Origin of the sequence: Catenulispora sp. EB89 (assembly GCF_041261445.1) — a bacterium.
Lineage (GTDB): Bacteria > Actinomycetota > Actinomycetes > Streptomycetales > Catenulisporaceae > Catenulispora.
Map to the genome: position 1 here is coordinate 369,230 of NZ_JBGCCU010000001.1, position 16,477 is coordinate 385,706.

Sequence of the window (16,477 nt, forward strand, 5' to 3'; positions counted from 1 at the left end):
CCGTTGGGCGTCGGAACGATCAGTTAATCTCGGAGCCATGCCCCGTCTCGCGCTGTTCGACCTGGACGACACCCTCATCTCCTCGAAGGGCGCCTTCATCGCCTGGACCGAGCAGCTGGTCGCGGCCCACGGCGCCGCGGGCGACGTGCGCTGGTTCGCCGACAACGAGCACATCTTCTGGACCGGCGCACCCGACGACGCCTTCCGGGGCCTGGTCGAGCACTTCAAGCTGGACGCGGATCCGGCCGAACTGCTGGCCGACTACCGGCTCCGGATGGTCGACCTGCTCAAGCCTTTCGACGGGGTGCTGGACGGCCTGGAGGCGCTGCGCGACGCCGGCTGGCGGATCGGCATCGTCACCAACGGGTTCGGCGAGTTCCAGAACGCCAAGATCGACGCGGTGGGGCTGCGGGCCTTCGTGGACGTGGTCTGCATCTCGGACGTCGAGGGCAGCTGGAAGCCCGAGTCGAAGATCTTCCAGCTGGCCTCGGAGCGGGCCGGGGCGCCCCTGGAGGGCGGCTGGATGGTCGGCGACTCCCTGACCTCGGACATCGCCGGCGGCAACGGGGTGGGCCTGCACACCGCCTGGGTCCGGCACGGCCGCCGGCTGGGCACCACGGACCCGCAGCCGGAGCAGATCATCGAGGGTACGGCCGAGGCGTTCCAGCTGATCCTGAGCCGGCCCTGACGTCTTCCGCACCATGCGGCGGCGACCGGCTCGCGGGGCGGACCAATCCGGCTTGACCTTGCCGTAACGGAAGCTTCTACCTTCGAGGAAGTGGCCGGAACGCCCGGCCATGTATCGATGGGAACCGCCATGAGCTGGTCGATTGCGCAGGTGGCGCGCATGTCCGGGGTGACTGCCCGTACCCTGCGCCACTACGACGACATCGGACTCCTCAAGCCCGACCACGTCGGCGCCAACGGCTACCGCTATTACGAGGAAGCACAGCTGCTGCGTCTGCAGCAGATCCTCGTCCTGCGCGAGCTCGGGCTGGCCCTGGCCGACATCGCCGAGGCGATCGACTCCGAGCCGGACACGCTGGTCGCCCTGCGCCGGCAGTACGGCCGGCTGATCGTCGAACGCGACCGGCTGTCGCGGGTGGCCGAGACCGTGCGGCGGACCATCGTCGACCTGGAGGGGACGAGAGAAATGGTCCACATCAACCGGCCGGAGAACCTCTTCGAGGGCTTCGACCAGTCGCAGTACGACGACGAGGCGCGCGAGCGCTGGCCCGAGGAGTTCGAGCGGGCCCAGGCCAGGCGCGTCACCATGACCGACGAGGACATGCGGCGCTGGCAGCGCGAGGCGACCGCGGCGATGATCCGGATGGCGGAGTTCATGGCGGCCGGCACCCCGGTCGACGACCCGGCGGTCCAGGACGAGATCCACCAGCACTACCAGGGCATCTGCATCTGGTGGACGCCGAACCGCAACGCGTACAAGTGCCTCGGCCAGATGTACGTCGACGACGAGCGCTTCAAGGCGAACTACCTCAAGATCGCCGAAGGCCTCGCCGAGTACCAGGCCGCAGCGATGGCCGCTTATGCGGAAGCGCGCCTGAGCGACTAGTACAGAGCAACCAGTAGGGATCCGCTTAGCGGAACAACGCAGAAGCGTCCCCTCCGCGGCCAGTGCGGAGGGGACACCACTCTATTCTCGCCCGAGCACCAGCTCTACGTCTTCCGTCTCCTCGTCAGTGCACAGCTGGTCGTAGAAACGGTCCCTCCTACGGAGCAGTACTACGGCGACGAGAGCGGACACCAAGGACCCGAGCAGCACTCCACCCTTGGCGAGGTTCAGCACGGCCGGGCTGTCGGAGAAGGCGAGCTCGGCGATCAGCAACGAGACCGTGAACCCGACACCGGTCAGCGCGGACACCGCCGCGATGTCGCGCCACCGCAGTTCGTCGGACAATTCGGCGCGCGTGAAGCGCGCGGTGAGATAGGCACCGCCGAACACCCCGACAGCCTTGCCGATGAACAGGCCCGCGGCGATCGCCAGCGGGATCCGGTCGCTGACCAGGTTGCCCAGCGTCTTGCCGCCGACGTAGACGCCCGCGGACATGATCGCGAAGACCGGGACGCAGAAGCCTGCGGAGAACGGCTGGAGCCGCCACTGCACCTTCTCCGCCGGTGACTGCGGTCCCTCGTCCTGCTCTCCAGAGTCCGCGTGGTCGTCGCCGGTGTGCCCGCGCAGCATCAGGCCGATCGCGACACCGGCCACCGTCGCGTGGATCCCGCTGGAGTGCACCGCGATCCAGATGCCCAGGCCCAGCGGCACGTTCAGCCACAAGCTGCCTATCCGCATCCGTTGCAGCAGGTAGAAGGCGACGATCAGCACCGCCGCGATGGCCAGCGCGACGGTGTCGATCTTGGCGGTGTACGCGATCGCGATGATGATGATCGCGCCGAGGTCGTCGACGACGGCCAGGGTCAGCAGGAACGCGCGCAGCGCCGACGGCAGGTTCTGGCCGACGACCGCCAGGACCGCCAGCGCGAAGGCGATGTCGGTGGCGGTGGGCACGGCCCAGCCTTCGCCCGCGTTCGCGTGACCGGCGCTGACCAGGAGGTAGACGCTGATCGGGACCACCATGCCGCACAGCGCGGAGACGACCGGCAGCACCGCGGCGCGCGGGTTCGACAGCTCGCCGGCCTGCAACTCGTGCTTGAGCTCGATCCCGGCCACGAGGAAGAAGAACGCGAGCAGGAAATCGGCGGCCCAGTCCGCCAGCGACAGGTCGAGATGCCACAGGTGCGGTCCGATGACCGTGTTCTTGACGGTGTCGTAGGAGGCGCGCCAGGGGGAGTTCGCCCACAGCAGCCCGACGATGGCGAAGACGATGAGCAGTGCGCCGCCGACGGTCTCGGTTCGCAGGACCGCCGCCACGTGCCTGCGCTCTATGCGCTTCAAGCGCGCAAAGGCCCGTATAGGTGCGGCGGGTCGTTCCGGGGGCGTCATCAGGCGTCCTCATGGCTCGGGGGTCGGCGTCGGACGGGTGGTGATCAACGGACCACTACCCATGCCGACCAGACTTCCCGGCGCTCCTAGGCTGTTCAGGCTACCGGAGTGTGAGGAAGCCGTGTGCGACCGTCCGGCTCCTGAGAACGCGGAACCGCCGGGTGCACGGGCCCTGAGGCCAACACACCCGGCGGTCAGTAGCGCGCCCGCGGACGGGAACGGACTGGATCAGTCCTCGGTCGCGTGCGGCAGCTTCGCCTTGATCAGGTCCATGACGGTGGAGTCGGCCAGCGTCGTGGTGTCGCCGACCGCGCGGTCCTCGGCGACGTCCTTCAGCAGGCGGCGCATGATCTTGCCGGAGCGGGTCTTGGGCAGCTCGGCCACGATCTGGATCTGCTTGGGCTTGGCGATCGGGCCGATCTCCTTGGAGACGTGGGCCTTCAGCGCCGCGTCCAGGTCAGCGGTCTCCTCCTCGCCGGCGCGCAGGATGACGAAGGCGACGATGCGCTGTCCGGTGGTCTCGTCCTTGGCGCCGACCACCGCGGCCTCGGCGACCGCAGGGTAGGAGACCAGGGCCGACTCCACCTCGGTGGTGGAGATGTTGTGGCCGGAGACGAGCATGATGTCGTCGACGCGGCCCAGCAGCCACAGGTCGCCGTCCTCGTCCTTCTTGGCGCCGTCGCCGGCGAAGTAGTACCCCTGCTCGGCGAACCGCGCCCAGTAGGTGTCGACGAAGCGCTGCTGGTCGCCCCAGATGCCGCGGGCCATGGAGGGCCAGGGCTGGTCCAGGACCAGCAGGCCGCCGTGGCCGTTCTCGACGATGGTGCCGTCCTTGTCGACGACGTTCGCCGAGATGCCCGGCAGCGGCCGCATGGCCGAGCCCGGCTTGGCCTCGGTGACGCCCGGCAGCGGGGAGATCATGATCGCCCCGGTCTCGGTCTGCCACCAGGTGTCCACCACCGGCGTCCGGCCCCCGCCGATGTTCTCGCGGTACCAGATCCACGCCTCCGGGTTGATCGGCTCACCCACCGAACCCAACAGCCGCAGGGAACTGAGGTCGAACTTCGCCGGGATGTCGTCGCCCCACTTGGCGAACATGCGGATCGCGGTGGGCGCGGTGTAGAGAAGCGTGACCTTGTACTTCTGCACGATCTCCCAGAAGCGGCCCTGGTGCGGGGTGTCGGGGGTGCCCTCGTACATCACCTCTGTAGCGCCGTTGGAGAGCGGCCCATAGACGATGTAGGAGTGTCCGGTAACCCAGCCGACGTCAGCCGTGCACCAGTAGACGTCCGTCTCCGGCTTCAGGTCGAACACCGCGTGATGGGTGTACGAAGCCTGCGTCAGGTAGCCGCCGGTGGTGTGCAGGATCCCCTTGGGCTTACCCGTGGTGCCGGACGTGTAGAGGATGAACAGCGGATTCTCGCTGTCGAACGCCTCCGGGGTGTGCTCGGTGCTCGCGGCACCGACGGTGTCGTGCCACCAGACGTCCTTGTCGCCCCACGCGACGTCCGCGCCGGTGCGCTTGACGACGAGCACGTGCTCGATGGTCTCCGCGCCCGCGGCGGCCTCGTCGGCGTTCGCCTTGAGGTTCACGGTGCCGCCGCGGCGGTGGTAGCCGTCCGCGGTGATGAGCAGCTTGGCGCCGGCGTCCTCGATGCGCGCGCGGAGCGCGTCGGGGGAGAACGCCGCGAACACCACGGAGTGCACCGCACCGATGCGCGCACAGGCGAGCATCGCTACAGCGGTCTCCGGGATCATCGGCATGTAGATCGCGACCCGGTCGCCCTGGCGCACCCCGAGCTCGGTCAGGGCGTTGGCGGCCTTGGAGACCTCGTCCTTGAGCTCGGCATAGGTGATGGCGCGGGAGTCGCCGGGCTCCCCCTCGAAGTGGATCGCGACACGGTCGCCGTTGCCGGCTTCGACGTGCCGGTCCACGCAGTTGTAGGCGACGTTGAGCTTCCCGCCGACGAACCACTTCGCCACCGGCTTGCCCGACCAGTCCAGCACCTCGCTCCAGGGGGCGCCCCAGGACAGGCGCTGGGCCTGCGTCTCCCAGAACGCCAGCCGGTCCGTCTCGGCCGCCGCGTACGCGTCGGCCTTGACGTTCGCGGCGGCGGCGAAGTCCGCGGGCGGCGCGAACCGGCGGTCCTCACGGAGCAAATTGGAAAGGGCCTCGTTCGACACCGTCTCTCCTCGTTCGATGCATTATGACAGTGGTCACACTTTATCCAGGCAGTAGCACACCAAGGGACGGCCCGGAACACAAGGGTTTCGGCCCGATTGGTATAGACCTTTTACCTGGAGACACGGCACGCCGCCCACCAGGACCCGATTCGGCGGGCGGCGTGCTCACGGTGCCGCGTGATGATCAACGAGTGATGGACGGCTGATCACCGCGTCAGCGGCGGAAGCTTAGCGCCGGGGCCGCGCGGTCAGCGGTGGCTGAGCCGTTCGCGCACTTCACGGGTGTGCCGGCGGGCCACGGGGATGGACGTCCCGCTGACGATGACGGTCAGGTGGCCGCTCTCCCACCGGGTCTCGGAGACGGCGTCCACGCGGACCAGGAAGCGGCGGTGGGTGCGGGCGAAGCCGGCGCCGGACCAGTGCTCCTCCAGGACCGCCAGGGGGATGCGGACCAGGTGGCTGCTCTTGGTCGTGTACAGGCGCACGTAGTCGCCCTGGGCTTCCGCGTAGGAGACGTCCTGGCGCGGGACGAAGCGCGTGACGCCGGCCAACTCCACAGGGATGACGTCGTAGGGACCCGGTTCCGGGGCCCTACGCGGTGCGGACGCCGGTGCCATCCGGCGGAGGGCTTCGGCGAGGCGTTCTGCCCGGACCGGCTTGAGGAGGTAGTCGGAGGCGTGCAGGTCGAACGCCTCTAGAGCGAACTCTTCATGTGCGGTCACGAAGACGATCTGCGGAGGCGTGGCGAACTGGTTGAGGAGTGCCGCTATCTCCAGACCGTCCAGGCCTGGCATACGGATGTCGAGGAACAGTGCGTCCACTGGAGAGTTCTTCAGAACTCTCAACGCCTCTTCTCCGTCGTTGGCGGTCCGTACGGAGGAGACGCGGGGGTCGCGGGACAGGAGGTAGGCGAGTTCGGCGACGGCCGGGGGCTCGTCGTCGACCACGAGCACGCGCAGGCCGGTCGGCGTCGCGATGGTCATGCGGTCTGTCGTCCCTACTTCTTGGGGATCCGGATCACCACGGTGGTACCCGCTCCGGGCTCGGACTCGATCGCCAGGCCGTAGGCGGTTCCGTAGACCGCGCGCAGCCGCTCGTGGACGTTGGACAGGCCGACCGAGGTGCGCGTGCCGGGCTCGGCCGGCGCGAGGGCTTCGCGCAGCACGTCCGGGGTGATGCCGACGCCGTCGTCCGCGACCGTGATGCGGTAGTGGTGCCGGGTCGGTTCGGCGGTGATCGTGACGTGGCCGGGGCCTGGCTTGCCTTCCAGGCCGTGCCTTACCGCGTTCTCCACTATGGGCTGAACGCATAGGAAGGGAACTTCCACAGGAAGCACCTCGGGGGCGATCCGCAGACTCACCTGGAGGCGTTCTCCGAAGCGGGCACGTTCCAGCAACAGGTAGCGGTCCACGCAGCGCAGTTCCTCGGCGAGCGTCGTGAACTCGCCGTGGGCGCGGAACGAGTAGCGGGTGAAGTCCGCGAACTCCAGGAGGAGCTCTCTGGCGCGCTCTGGGTCGGTGCGCGTAAAAGAGGCGATGGCCGTCAGGGAGTTGTAGATGAAGTGCGGAGAGATCTGCGCACGCAACGCCCTGAGTTCGGTCTCCATCAGGCGGGTCCGCGACCGGTCGAGTTCGGCCAGCTCGATCTGCGTGGCGACCCAGTACGCGACCTCGCCGACGGCCCGCACCAGGGCCACTGAGGTGTTGGAGCTGTAGACGGACAGGGTCCCGATCGCGGTACTGCTGCCGTCGCGCAGCCCCCCGATGCTGCTCGGCGGGATGATCGGGGCGACGACCGCGTGGCGGATCACGCAGGAGTCGCTGCCGCAGTGCACTTCCTCGGGGCCGAGGACACGGACGGTCCCGGACTTGAGAGCCTCTGTAGAGAGCTCATAGGAGTCCTGAGAGTGCCGGTGCTGTCCGGCGCCGTCCCACGTGAGGGTGCGCTCGGTGTCGTTGAACGCCAGCGCCGCGGTGCCGAGGAGCGGCCGCAGATGCCGTGCGGCGCGGCGGGTGGAGTCCGGGGTCAGGCCGACCCGGAGCGGGGGGCCGGCCAGGGCGACGGCGTGCATGGCGGCGTAGGCGGCGCGCTCGGCGGACGTCCCGGCCAGGCGGTGCCGCTGGACGGCACGGGACACCGCGACCGCCGGGGCGACGAGCGCGGCCACGATGCCGACGGTGGCGGGGTTGGATGCCACATGTCCCAGTCTGGTGCGGTCGGGGTGCGAAGTCGAGTGTGTCGGTGGCCTGATGTCGGCGAAGTGCGGGACGTGGCGACCGTGCCGGTCGCGCCCGATTCTCGTCTCGGTCGTGTCTGGGTCGCCTACTCCGAACGGTCGTGCTATTTTTGTCTTGTGAGCAAGGGCGAGGAGACCCGCAGGCAGGTGCTGGAAGCGGCCGTCGAGGTCGCGGCCTCCAGCGGGCTGGCCTCGCTCACCATCGGCTCGTTGGCCGAGCGGACCGGGATGTCCAAGAGCGGCCTGTTCGCGCACTTCAAGTCCAAGGAGGCGCTCCAGGTCCAGGTCCTGGAGTTCGCCAGCGAGGCGTTCGTCCAGGACGTCGTCCGGCCGGCGCTGTCCGCCCCGCGCGGCGAGAAGCGGATCACGACGCTTTTCGAGAGCTGGCTGGCGGTGTCGCGCGACGGCACCGCGGAGTGCCTGTTCGTCTCCGCGGCCTGGGAGTACGACGACCAGCCGGGTCCGGTGCGGGACCGCCTGGTCCGCATGCACCTGGACTTCAGCGACTCGGTGGCGCAGATGTTCCGGACCGGGATCGCCGAGGGCTTCTTCGCCGCCGACGCCGATCCGGAGCAGTTCGCCCACGACCTGCACGGGATCATGCTCATCTACTTTCAGGCGCACCGGCTGCTCGGTGACGCCAGGGCCGAGGAGCGGGCGCGCCGCGCGTTCTCCCGACTGATCGAATCCAACCGCTAGAGGGGGTCATCCACATGACCGCGTCATCGTCGTCGCGTAAAAAAAGCACGACCGTTCGTGCTAAAAAGGCGCTGGGGGTCGGCGCTTTGCGGACCGCGTTCGGGGTGCTGGAGGTCGTCGCGCCGGGGCCCGGCGCGCGCTGGGCCGAACGGATCTGGCTGAGCGTGCCCAAACGGCCCTGGCGGCCGAAGACGCCGATCGCGGTGTCCGCCGGCGAGCCGTTCACGATGACCGTGCGGCGCAGCACTGTGCGCGGAACGGTGTGGGGCACGGAAGGGCCGGTCGTCTATCTCGTCCATGGCTGGGGCGGAGTGGCCGAACAGCTCGACGCCTTCGTGGAGCCGCTTCTGGCCGCAGGATGCCGGGTCGTGTCCTTTGACGCGCCTGGCCACGGCAGGTCTACGCAGAGCCTCGCAGGACCGGGGCGCTCTACGCTTCCGGAGTTCTCAGAGAGCTTGTCCACAGCTGTGGACCGCTTTGGAGAAGCGCATGCGGTGATCGCGCACTCCTTCGGCGCTGCCGCCGTCGTGCTGTCGGCGCTCGACGGCCTCCCTATGGGGAGGCTCGCTGTAGTCGCGCCGATGAGCGACCCGATCGGGTTCTCCTATGAGTTCGCCAAGATGCTCGGCTTCAGAGAACGGATACGCGGGGGCTTCCTCAGGGTTCTGGAGAAGCGCGTGGGGACGCCCATGGACAGGTTCGACATCCCGCAGCGGATGCGTTCCGAGGACCTGACGGACCTGCCGCCGTTGTTGATCGTCCACGATCTCGGCGACCGCGAGGTCCCGGTGGCCAACGGCGACCGCCTGGCGCGGCTGTGGCCCGGAGCGGAGCTCGACACCTGGACCAGCCTCGGCCATTTCCGGATCCTGACGGACCCGGACGTCGTGCGGAAGGTGACTGCGTTCAGCTCTGTGCCGCGAACGCTTCCGGTCCCATGACGAAGTCCGGGTCGACCTGCGCGCCGAGGTCCACGCCGGTCGCGCGGTCGCCCCAGGCCTGAGCGTTCTTCAGATGGAAGTGGACCGCCTGCCGGGTGAACTTGGCCCAGTCCTGCGGGACGGAGTCCACTTCCAGCTGGAGGCGGGCCAGAGCGGTGCGGTTGGCCGGCTCCAGCGTGTCGAAGCCCTTGTCCCGGCCCTGCTCCTGCGCGCGGACGTAGTGCGAGGCACCGAGGCAGGCCACGAGGTCGGCTCCGGTGTTCTCGCGCAGGTAGGCGATGTCGTCGGGGCCGGTGACCTTGTTGCCGACCACGCGGATGGTGACGTCGTACTCCTTCGCGTACTCCCGGTACTGCTGGTAGACGGAGACCGACTTGCGCGTCGGCTCCACCACCAGGCAGGTCAGGTCGAAGCGGGTGAACAGGCCGGAGGCGAAGGCGTCCGCCCCCGCGGTCATGTCCATCACCAGGTACTCGTCGGGCCCGTCGACCAGGTGGTTCAGGTAGAGCTCGGCGGCGCCGATCTTGGAGTGGTAGCAGGAGACGCCGAGGTCCTTGTCCTCGAAGCCGCCGGTCACCATCAGCCGGACGTTCTCCATCTCGCCGGTGAGCCGTGTCGCGCACAGGCTGTGGACGGCGTTCTCCTCCTCCAGCCGCACCAGGCGCGACCCGCGTCCCGGCGGCGTGGTCTTCACCATGGCCTCGGCGCCGGCGATCCGCGGGTTGTCGCCGCGCAGGTAGTCCTTGATCTCCGCCAGGTGTGCGGACATCGGGGTCAGCGCGGCGGCCTGGTCCTCCGGAAGGCCGAGCGCCACCCCGAGGTGCTGGTTGATGTCGGCGTCGACGGCGACCACCGGGCGGCCGCCGGCCGCCAGGTGCCGGATCAGGAGGGCCGAGACCGTGGTCTTGCCGCTGCCGCCTTTGCCGACCAGGGCGATGCGCATGCCGGGACCTCCTTGCGCCTGGGGGGCGGAGCACGTCGCGGGCCTCCGGGAGGAGGTCCGCGACTGATGACAACCGTTTTCAATAAAACGGGTACGCGCCGAGTCTCGACGGCGCCGGCGCGGCGCGTCAACCATGCGTCCTCCGATCGGGTGGCGGCCCCACTACCCGCCGGTAGGTAAAGTCCCGGGCATGGACACCCGCTCCCCGATCCGCCGCCTGGCCGCCGCCCCGAACGCCGCCGAGGCGGCGGAGACCGCCCGGGAGGCCGTGGACCGCGTGCGCCGGCACAAGGTGCTGCGCAGCCAGTCGGCCCGCGTCACCGCCGAATCGCAGTTGCGCGGCGCCCGCGCCTCGGCCGCCCTCGGCTCCCTGACCGAGGCCGGCACCGACTGGCCGCTGGAGGAGGTCCGCCGCCGCACCGACCTCGGCGACGAGGACGGCAGCGGCCTCCTGCGCGGCGCCCTGCGCATCTCCGGCGAACTGGGCACCCTGGCCCCGGTCTGGAAGCGCTCCCCGATCCAGGCCCTGTCGCGCATGCACCTGCTCGCCGCCGCCGGCCACCTCGACCAGGACAAGGTCGGCCGCCCCCGCGACCCCGAGGCAGCGGCCGTACTGAACACCCTGGCCAACGAACTCCGCGACCCGGCCACCGCCGAAGTCCCGGCCGTGGTGGTCGCCGCGGCGGTCCACGCCGAACTCCTGGTGACCGAACCCTTCGGCTGGGGCGACGGCCTCCTGGCCCGCGCGGCATCAAGGCTGATCCTGGCCGACCGGGGCCTGGACCCCCAGTCCCTGGCCGTGGTCGAAGCCGGCCACGTGGACCTCGGCGTGGACGAGTACCTGGCCGCCGCCCGCGCCTACGCGACCGGCACCGACGAGGCCCTGGCCACCTGGCTAGCACAGTACGCGGAGGCGGTGGCGCTCGGCGCCCGCGAGTCGCTGGCGGTGTGCGAAGCGATCATGCGCGGCTGATCGACGCCCGGGCCTGGCTTACGGTGGTCCTGCTCTCTGCCAATGCTCCGGACCTGAACCCGGCCGAGGGTGTGTGGTGGAGCGCAAGACGTGGGAATTCAGTGGTGCTCATCGCGGATGGGCCCATACGTTCGCTGCCATGCTTTCCACCCCGCGCCCAGGCGAGCGCCCGACAACCTCCGACGACGGGCCGCACCGCCAACTGGACCAGCGATCAAGCCCTGACCTGTGGGGCCGTCTGGTCGCGCGGACCTTTTCCCTGCCCGATGTCGTCGAGGGCCACAGCCAGGTCTCGCCAGCCTCCTCCAGGGCGGTCTTCCTGACCGACCGCCGCGAGGAACGCAGCCCGGAGACGTCGCTGGCTCCCGGAAAGCGTCTGGAACCGGTGCACCTGCACGGCGTGGAGGACACGAGCGTCCACCTCGTGCTTCCAGCAGAGCGCGGCCAGGAGCTGGAGTACCTCGGCTGGGCCGAGGCCCATCAGTATGCCGACTTCGGGACCGAGTTCATGGTCTACGGCCCTCGCTCCGACGACGAACTGGATGCGATCGTCTCGGTCATCGCAGAGAGCCTCGCCTTCGCACGCGGCCAGCGCTGACGGATCGCCTCACGGCCATCCACGATCAGCCCATCCCCAAAGAAGGAGCGCACGCCCAGGATCGGCGGCGGGTGCCGGCAGGTCAGGGCCCGCCGAGCGGATCGCCGCCGAAATTGCGCCGATCGTGGGCGCGGCGAGACGTACGTGCGCCTCGCCGCGCTCGCCCTCAGCTCCGCGCCAGCGTCGTCCCGCCGTTCACGTCCAGCACCACGCCGGTCGTGAACCCGTTCCCGGCCAGGAACAACACCGCGTCGGCGATGTCCTGCGGCTGCCCGATGCGCCCCACCGGGGTGGCCGCCGCCTGCTGGGCCATGAAGCCGTCGCGCTGCTCTCCCAGCGGGTGCCACCAGGCGGTGTCGATCACGCCGGGGGAGACCGCGTTGACGCGGACCGGGGCCAGTTCGGTGGCGAGCGGGCGGACTGCGGCGTCCAGGGCGCCGTTGGCCGCCGCCAGGGCGGTGGTGCCGGGGAATGCTGCGCGGGAGCTGCCGGCGCCGATGAATGTCACCGAGGCGTTCGGGGCCAGGTGCGGCAGGGCCGCCTTCAGGATCCTGAGTTGGGCGAAGACCTTGCCCTCGAAGCCTTCGCGCAGGGCCTCGTCGGTGAGGTCGGCCAGGGTGCCCAGGCCGACCATGCCGCCGCTGACCGCGAGGACGAGGTGGTCGATGTTCTTGTCCGCGGCCGCGAACAGGGCGTCCACGTCCTCCTGGCGGCGGGCGTCGGACTGGAAGACGCGGACCGGGTGGCCGATGCGCTCCGCGGCCGCCTCCAGGCGGTCCTTGGTGCGGCCGGTGATCAGGACGTCGGCTCCCTCGGCGGCGAACGCGCCGGCGATCGCCTCGCCGATGCCGTGGCTGGCGCCGATGACGTACACGGTGCGGCCGGTGAACTTCCCCTGGGCGGACACGGTGGACGTGGTGGACACGGTGGAAGTGCTGGTGGACATGCGGGTCCCCTCCGTCGGATGACTCTTTGTCGAAACGATCCGTCTCGACAATTATTGCCGAGACGACGCGTCTAGACAAATCCGTTAGGCTGCCCGTCATGGAGCGCCCGCACACCGGTAGACGCCGCAACGAAGCAGCCCGTGAGGCGATCATCGACGCCGCCATCGCCCTGCTTCAGGAGGTCGGCTACGAGGGCTTCACGATCGAGCGCCTGGCGCGCGACGCCGGCGTCGGCAAGCAGACGATCTACCGCTGGTGGCCCTCCAAGGCCGCGGTGATCGCCGAGGCGGTGGGCACGCGGGCGCAGCACACGATCCCGCTGCCCGACACCGGCACGCTGGCCGCCGACCTCAGGGAGTTCTTCCAGACCACCTTCCGGCAGTCCGAGGACCCCAAGGTCATGAGCGAGCTGAAGAGCATGATGGTCGCCTCCATCGAGAACCCCGAGGCGGCGCGGCCCTTTCACGACTTCCTGGCCAGCCGCCGCGCGACCCTGCGGGTCCTGCTGGAGCGCGGCGCGGCGCGCGACGAGGTGGCCGCCGACGCCGATCTGGACTTCCTCACCGACCTGGCCTACGGCCTGCTCTGGTACCGCGGTCTGGTCGGCCACCGGCCGCTCGACGACGAGGCGGCGGGCAAGCTCGCCGGGGCACTTGTCGCAGCCGCTGCGAATTCGCAGTAATCCTCGCGAAAGAGCGCGGAACAGGAAAGGTCAGCGGAACTGGGAAAGGTCGGCGGAACCGTGAAAACCAGGGGACCGCAAAAGGTCAGCGGTGCCGCTGCGCAAGCGGCACCGCTGTTACGAATGACACCGAGAACGAGTTAGCAAGCGTCTCTTGTCCGTAGTCGCCTTCCAGGTCCTCGCTGATCTCTCCGTCTGCCTGGCTGGCTGGCCCCTTAAGGGGTCGGTCTTTGCGTGGGTTCCCGATTCGATGTCGAGGTCGAGCGGCCTTGTGCCAAACCATTCCTTCTCTTTGAGTTGGGAGGTCGCCGGGCCTTGCTTTCTTTCTACGACCGATCAAGGTCGGTGCCAAGGGCTACCGGCCGGTTTTTACCCGTTGTCGACTGAATGGGGGAACATCGGCGCCTCAAGCTGCACAGTGGTCTCGGACATGCTCAGCAGTACCGCTCGAGTCCGCCTGTTCGCCTGGATCCGCCCCTTGTGCACGGCTCTCGCTAGGGTGAAGTCATGCGCGCCATCACGATCGCAGAGCCGGGCGGACCGGAGCAGCTGGTGTGGACCGAGGTGCCCGATCCGGTCGTCGCGGCCGGCGAGGTGCTGATCCAGGTCACGGCTTCGGCGGTGAACCGGGCCGACATCATGCAGCGGATGGGCCACTACTCGCCCCCGCCGGGAGCCTCGCCCTATCCGGGGCTGGAGTGCTCCGGCCGGGTCGTCGAGGTGGGCGCCGGGGTCAGCGGATTCGTGCCCGGGGACGAGGTCGTCGCGCTGCTGTCCGGCGGCGGGTACGCCGAGCTGGTCGCGGTGCCCGCGGGGCAGGTCGCGCCGCTGCCGAAGGGCATGAGCGCGATCGACGCCGGCGGTCTGATGGAGACCGTGTGCACCGTGTGGTCGAACGTCTTCATGTTGGCCGGGCTTCAAGCCGGCCAGACCCTGTTGGTCCACGGCGGATCCAGCGGCATCGGGACCACCGCGATCCAGCTCGCGCACGAGCTCGGCGCGCGGGTGATCGTCACGGCCGGCAGCGCCGCGAAGCTCCAGGCCTGCCGCGATCTCGGCGCCGACGTCGCGGTGAACTACCGCGACGAGGACTTCGTGGAGCGGGTACGGGAAGTCACCGAGGGCCGCGGTGTGGACGTGATCCTCGACAACATGGGCGCCGCCTACCTCAGCCGCAACGTCGACGCGCTGGCGGTGAACGGCCGGCTGGTGATCATCGGGCTGCAGGGCGGCGTCAAGGGCGAGGTGAATCTGAACACGCTGCTGCGAAAGCGGGCCGACATCAGTGCAACCACTCTGCGTGCGCGGCCGTCTGAAGAGAAAGCGCAGATCGTCGCGGCGGCGCGGGACGCCGTGTGGCCGCTCATCGAACAAGGCCGTTTCCGGGTCGTCGTCGACCGGGTGCTGCCGATCGACCAGGCGGCCGAGGCACAGCGGATCGTCGAGGACAGCGGGCACGTGGGCAAGGTCCTGCTGGACGTCGCGGCGGCGGGAAGCGCCGGTTAGCCGGGAACGCCCGTGTGGAAACAGCATTTGAATCTAGGGACGGATACATGACGGGATTGAACGGCGACATCTTCGGAGCGATGAACATGAGCCTGAACAACGACCCCGACGCCGAGGACCACGGCGATCTGGCCGGCCGGGTGATCGTGGTGCCCTCCGAGTCCCACGGGGACGACGAGTCCGGCGAGAACCCGATGAACGTCGCCGAGATGGTCGAGCAGCCCGCGAAGGTGATGCGGATCGGCTCGATGATCAAGCAGCTGCTGGAGGAAGTGCGCGCCGCGCCTCTGGACGAGGCCTCCCGGGCCCGCCTGCGCGAGATCCACCGCTCCTCGATCGCCGAGCTGGAGAAGGGCCTGGCCCCGGAACTGGTCGCCGAGCTGGAGCGGCTGTCGCTGCCGTTCGCCGAGGACGAGGTCCCCAGCGAGTCCGAGCTGCGCATCGCCCAGGCGCAGCTGGTCGGGTGGCTGGAGGGGCTCTTCCACGGCATCCAGACCGCGCTGTTCGCGCAGCAGATGGCCGCGCGGGCGCAGCTGGAGCAGATCCGCCGGGCGCTGCCGCCCGGGTCCGTGCCGCCCGGTGCGGGCCTGGCCGCGGACGGCGAGCAGCCGGGGCGGATCAGCGGCGCGGGGCCGTACCTGTAGCCGTAGAGGCGCCGTCCAGGAAGGCGTCCAGGACCTTCGCGTAGTTCTCCGTCCACCACGGCACCAGTGCCGCGGTGGCGGGGAACAGCGAGTCCGCGCGGTGGTCGGCGTGTTGGTAGTGCCAGGTCAGGATCCAGAAGTCGGTCAGACGCTCCCACCAGACGCGGCGCACGGAGTCGGTGAGCTCCCGCTCCGAGAAGTGCGGCCGAGCCGCGACATACCCCCCGACGAACGCCCTGACCAGATCCAGGTCGAGCTGACCTGAGTACTCCCCTGTGAAGAACACTAAAGCGGTGCTCACCACCTCGTCCCCACAAGGTGCGACCGCGGTCTTCTCCCAGTCGACGACCGCCGTGACCCGGCTTCCGGGTTCCATCCCCGACCACATGACGTTCCCGGCGTGGAAGTCGCCGTGGATGTAGCCGACGGTTCCGACGGCATCGGGGGCCGGGCGTAGGTGCGCGACCTCGGGAATGAGCGCTAAGCGCTCCCGTAATCGGTGCGCGGAGAGCGCGTCCATCTCGCTCTGGACGGTGCCTGTGCCGGCACCGGTGTCGACCAGAGCCAGGAGTTGTTCGGCCTCTGTGACGGCGTGCTGCTCGGAGGTGGTCGCGACGAACAGCGGCTGTGGAACCTGTGGAAGAACTCGCGCCAGGCCCGTGTGGATGTCGGCCAGGACGCCGCCGAGGCAGAACGCGTCAACATCCTGCATATGTCTGCCGTGACGGTGGACTCCGTCGTTCCAGGGGAACACTGCAAAAGGGCGTCCCCGTACATATGCGACTGTACGGCCATGTAAATCCCTTAGTGGGGCGACTGCGGGGAGACCCGCCGCCTGTAATCGGATCACGGCTTCGTGCTGCCAGCGCAGTGTGCGGTCCGCGGAGCGCTTGCGGCCGTGCTCGTCGGGGAGCCCTGATCCGATTCCCCGCCAGGGCAGATAGTGCTTCAGGAAGTAGCGCCTGCCGGGCGAAGTAATCTGATATGACCGATTGAGAAGTCCGCTGTCCACCGGGTGGAAAGCGGTCGGCGCGGGCAGCCCGAACCGCAGAAACAGCGCCTGGAGTGGCCCTGATGTCTCCGGCATGCGCGCACTCTACATTGCGGATCATCCTTAACCTGCGCTTTATGTGGCGTGACTAGCCTCGAATGAACCAGTGGA

General features: G+C 69.2%; 16 protein-coding genes. 9 read left to right on the plus strand and 7 right to left on the minus strand.

What is annotated here, in order from left to right:
• Positions 1–37 precede the first annotated feature (37 nt).
• Together ABH920_RS01755 and ABH920_RS01760 are read left to right on the plus strand one after the other, a co-directional pair.
• Complete coding sequence (locus tag ABH920_RS01755) at positions 38–688, plus strand: HAD family hydrolase (protein WP_370345983.1); 651 nt, start codon at positions 38–40, stop codon at positions 686–688.
• Between the two features lie 129 nt (positions 689–817).
• Positions 818–1,573: a MerR family transcriptional regulator gene (locus ABH920_RS01760; RefSeq protein ID WP_370345985.1), complete on the plus strand. Its 756-nt coding sequence runs from the start codon at positions 818–820 to the stop codon at positions 1,571–1,573.
• An 81-nt stretch (positions 1,574–1,654) separates the two neighbouring features.
• Here ABH920_RS01760 and nhaA read toward each other — a convergent pair whose 3' ends face one another.
• From nhaA to ABH920_RS01780, 4 genes are all read right to left on the minus strand, one after another.
• Positions 1,655–2,914, minus strand: coding sequence for a Na+/H+ antiporter NhaA (gene nhaA, locus ABH920_RS01765; RefSeq protein WP_370345987.1), 1,260 nt, complete (start codon positions 2,912–2,914; stop codon positions 1,655–1,657).
• A 276-nt stretch (positions 2,915–3,190) separates the two neighbouring features.
• On the minus strand, positions 3,191–5,146 hold the full coding sequence (acs, locus tag ABH920_RS01770) for an acetate--CoA ligase (RefSeq protein WP_370345989.1): 1,956 nt from the start codon (positions 5,144–5,146) through the stop codon (positions 3,191–3,193).
• 248 nt (positions 5,147–5,394) lie between these two features.
• Positions 5,395–6,129, minus strand: coding sequence for a LytR/AlgR family response regulator transcription factor (locus tag ABH920_RS01775; protein ID WP_370345991.1), 735 nt, complete (start codon positions 6,127–6,129; stop codon positions 5,395–5,397).
• A gap of 14 nt (positions 6,130–6,143) precedes the next feature.
• Positions 6,144–7,343: a sensor histidine kinase gene (locus tag ABH920_RS01780; protein ID WP_370345993.1), complete on the minus strand. Its 1,200-nt coding sequence runs from the start codon at positions 7,341–7,343 to the stop codon at positions 6,144–6,146.
• A 156-nt stretch (positions 7,344–7,499) separates the two neighbouring features.
• On the opposite strand from ABH920_RS01780, the gene ABH920_RS01785 reads away from it, so the two are divergent.
• Complete coding sequence (locus ABH920_RS01785) at positions 7,500–8,081, plus strand: TetR/AcrR family transcriptional regulator (protein ID WP_370345995.1); 582 nt, start codon at positions 7,500–7,502, stop codon at positions 8,079–8,081.
• Between the two features lie 14 nt (positions 8,082–8,095).
• Positions 8,096–9,022, plus strand: coding sequence for an alpha/beta fold hydrolase (locus ABH920_RS01790; RefSeq protein ID WP_370345997.1), 927 nt, complete (start codon positions 8,096–8,098; stop codon positions 9,020–9,022).
• On the opposite strand, the gene ABH920_RS01795 is transcribed toward ABH920_RS01790, so the two are convergent.
• On the minus strand, positions 8,988–9,965 hold the full coding sequence (locus ABH920_RS01795; protein WP_370345999.1) for an ATP-binding protein: 978 nt from the start codon (positions 9,963–9,965) through the stop codon (positions 8,988–8,990). The genes ABH920_RS01790 and ABH920_RS01795 overlap by 35 nt on opposite strands.
• A 190-nt stretch (positions 9,966–10,155) precedes the next feature.
• Between ABH920_RS01795 and ABH920_RS01800 the strand changes: the two genes are divergently transcribed.
• Together ABH920_RS01800 and ABH920_RS01805 are read left to right on the plus strand one after the other, a co-directional pair.
• Positions 10,156–10,938 (plus strand): oxidoreductase, encoded by a 783-nt coding sequence (locus tag ABH920_RS01800; protein ID WP_370346001.1) that lies wholly within the window; start codon positions 10,156–10,158, stop codon positions 10,936–10,938.
• A gap of 139 nt (positions 10,939–11,077) precedes the next feature.
• Entirely contained in the window at positions 11,078–11,536 is a 459-nt protein-coding gene (locus ABH920_RS01805) for a hypothetical protein (protein WP_370346003.1), read from the plus strand.
• A gap of 166 nt (positions 11,537–11,702) precedes the next feature.
• Here ABH920_RS01805 and ABH920_RS01810 read toward each other — a convergent pair whose 3' ends face one another.
• Positions 11,703–12,482 carry an SDR family NAD(P)-dependent oxidoreductase gene (locus ABH920_RS01810; RefSeq protein ID WP_370346005.1) on the minus strand — a complete coding sequence of 260 codons (780 nt, stop codon included), beginning with the start codon at positions 12,480–12,482 and terminating at the stop codon, positions 11,703–11,705.
• 98 nt (positions 12,483–12,580) lie between these two features.
• On the opposite strand from ABH920_RS01810, the gene ABH920_RS01815 reads away from it, so the two are divergent.
• From ABH920_RS01815 to ABH920_RS01825, 3 genes are all read left to right on the plus strand, one after another.
• Entirely contained in the window at positions 12,581–13,165 is a 585-nt protein-coding gene (locus ABH920_RS01815) for a TetR/AcrR family transcriptional regulator (RefSeq protein WP_370346007.1), read from the plus strand.
• A gap of 507 nt (positions 13,166–13,672) precedes the next feature.
• A complete protein-coding gene (locus ABH920_RS01820; protein ID WP_370346009.1) occupies positions 13,673–14,671 on the plus strand; it encodes an NAD(P)H-quinone oxidoreductase in 999 nt (332 codons plus the stop codon).
• 80 nt (positions 14,672–14,751) lie between these two features.
• Positions 14,752–15,315, plus strand: a complete 564-nt coding sequence (locus tag ABH920_RS01825) for a bacterial proteasome activator family protein (RefSeq protein WP_370346707.1) — start codon at positions 14,752–14,754, stop codon at positions 15,313–15,315.
• On the opposite strand, the gene ABH920_RS01830 is transcribed toward ABH920_RS01825, so the two are convergent.
• Positions 15,290–16,402, minus strand: coding sequence for a phosphotransferase enzyme family protein (locus tag ABH920_RS01830; protein ID WP_370346011.1), 1,113 nt, complete (start codon positions 16,400–16,402; stop codon positions 15,290–15,292). The two genes, ABH920_RS01825 and ABH920_RS01830, sit on opposite strands and share 26 nt — an antisense overlap.
• Positions 16,403–16,477: the final 75 nt, after the last annotated feature.

What these genes read in the sequence shown, in the direction of transcription:
- ABH920_RS01755 (WP_370345983.1), top strand. Translation starts at nt 38, where the DNA reads ATGCCCCGTCTCGCGCTGTTCGACCTGGACGACACCCTCATCTCCTCG.
- ABH920_RS01760 (WP_370345985.1), top strand. Translation starts at nt 818, where the DNA reads ATGAGCTGGTCGATTGCGCAGGTGGCGCGCATGTCCGGGGTGACTGCC.
- ABH920_RS01775 (WP_370345991.1), bottom strand. Translation starts at nt 6,129, where the DNA reads ATGACCATCGCGACGCCGACCGGCCTGCGCGTGCTCGTGGTCGACGAC.
- ABH920_RS01790 (WP_370345997.1), top strand. Translation starts at nt 8,096, where the DNA reads ATGACCGCGTCATCGTCGTCGCGTAAAAAAAGCACGACCGTTCGTGCT.
- ABH920_RS01795 (WP_370345999.1), bottom strand. Translation starts at nt 9,965, where the DNA reads ATGCGCATCGCCCTGGTCGGCAAAGGCGGCAGCGGCAAGACCACGGTC.
- ABH920_RS01800 (WP_370346001.1), top strand. Translation starts at nt 10,156, where the DNA reads ATGGACACCCGCTCCCCGATCCGCCGCCTGGCCGCCGCCCCGAACGCC.
- ABH920_RS01805 (WP_370346003.1), top strand. Translation starts at nt 11,078, where the DNA reads ATGCTTTCCACCCCGCGCCCAGGCGAGCGCCCGACAACCTCCGACGAC.
- ABH920_RS01810 (WP_370346005.1), bottom strand. Translation starts at nt 12,482, where the DNA reads ATGTCCACCAGCACTTCCACCGTGTCCACCACGTCCACCGTGTCCGCC.
- ABH920_RS01815 (WP_370346007.1), top strand. Translation starts at nt 12,581, where the DNA reads ATGGAGCGCCCGCACACCGGTAGACGCCGCAACGAAGCAGCCCGTGAG.
- ABH920_RS01820 (WP_370346009.1), top strand. Translation starts at nt 13,673, where the DNA reads ATGCGCGCCATCACGATCGCAGAGCCGGGCGGACCGGAGCAGCTGGTG.
- ABH920_RS01825 (WP_370346707.1), top strand. Translation starts at nt 14,752, where the DNA reads ATGAACATGAGCCTGAACAACGACCCCGACGCCGAGGACCACGGCGAT.
- ABH920_RS01830 (WP_370346011.1), bottom strand. Translation starts at nt 16,402, where the DNA reads ATGCCGGAGACATCAGGGCCACTCCAGGCGCTGTTTCTGCGGTTCGGG.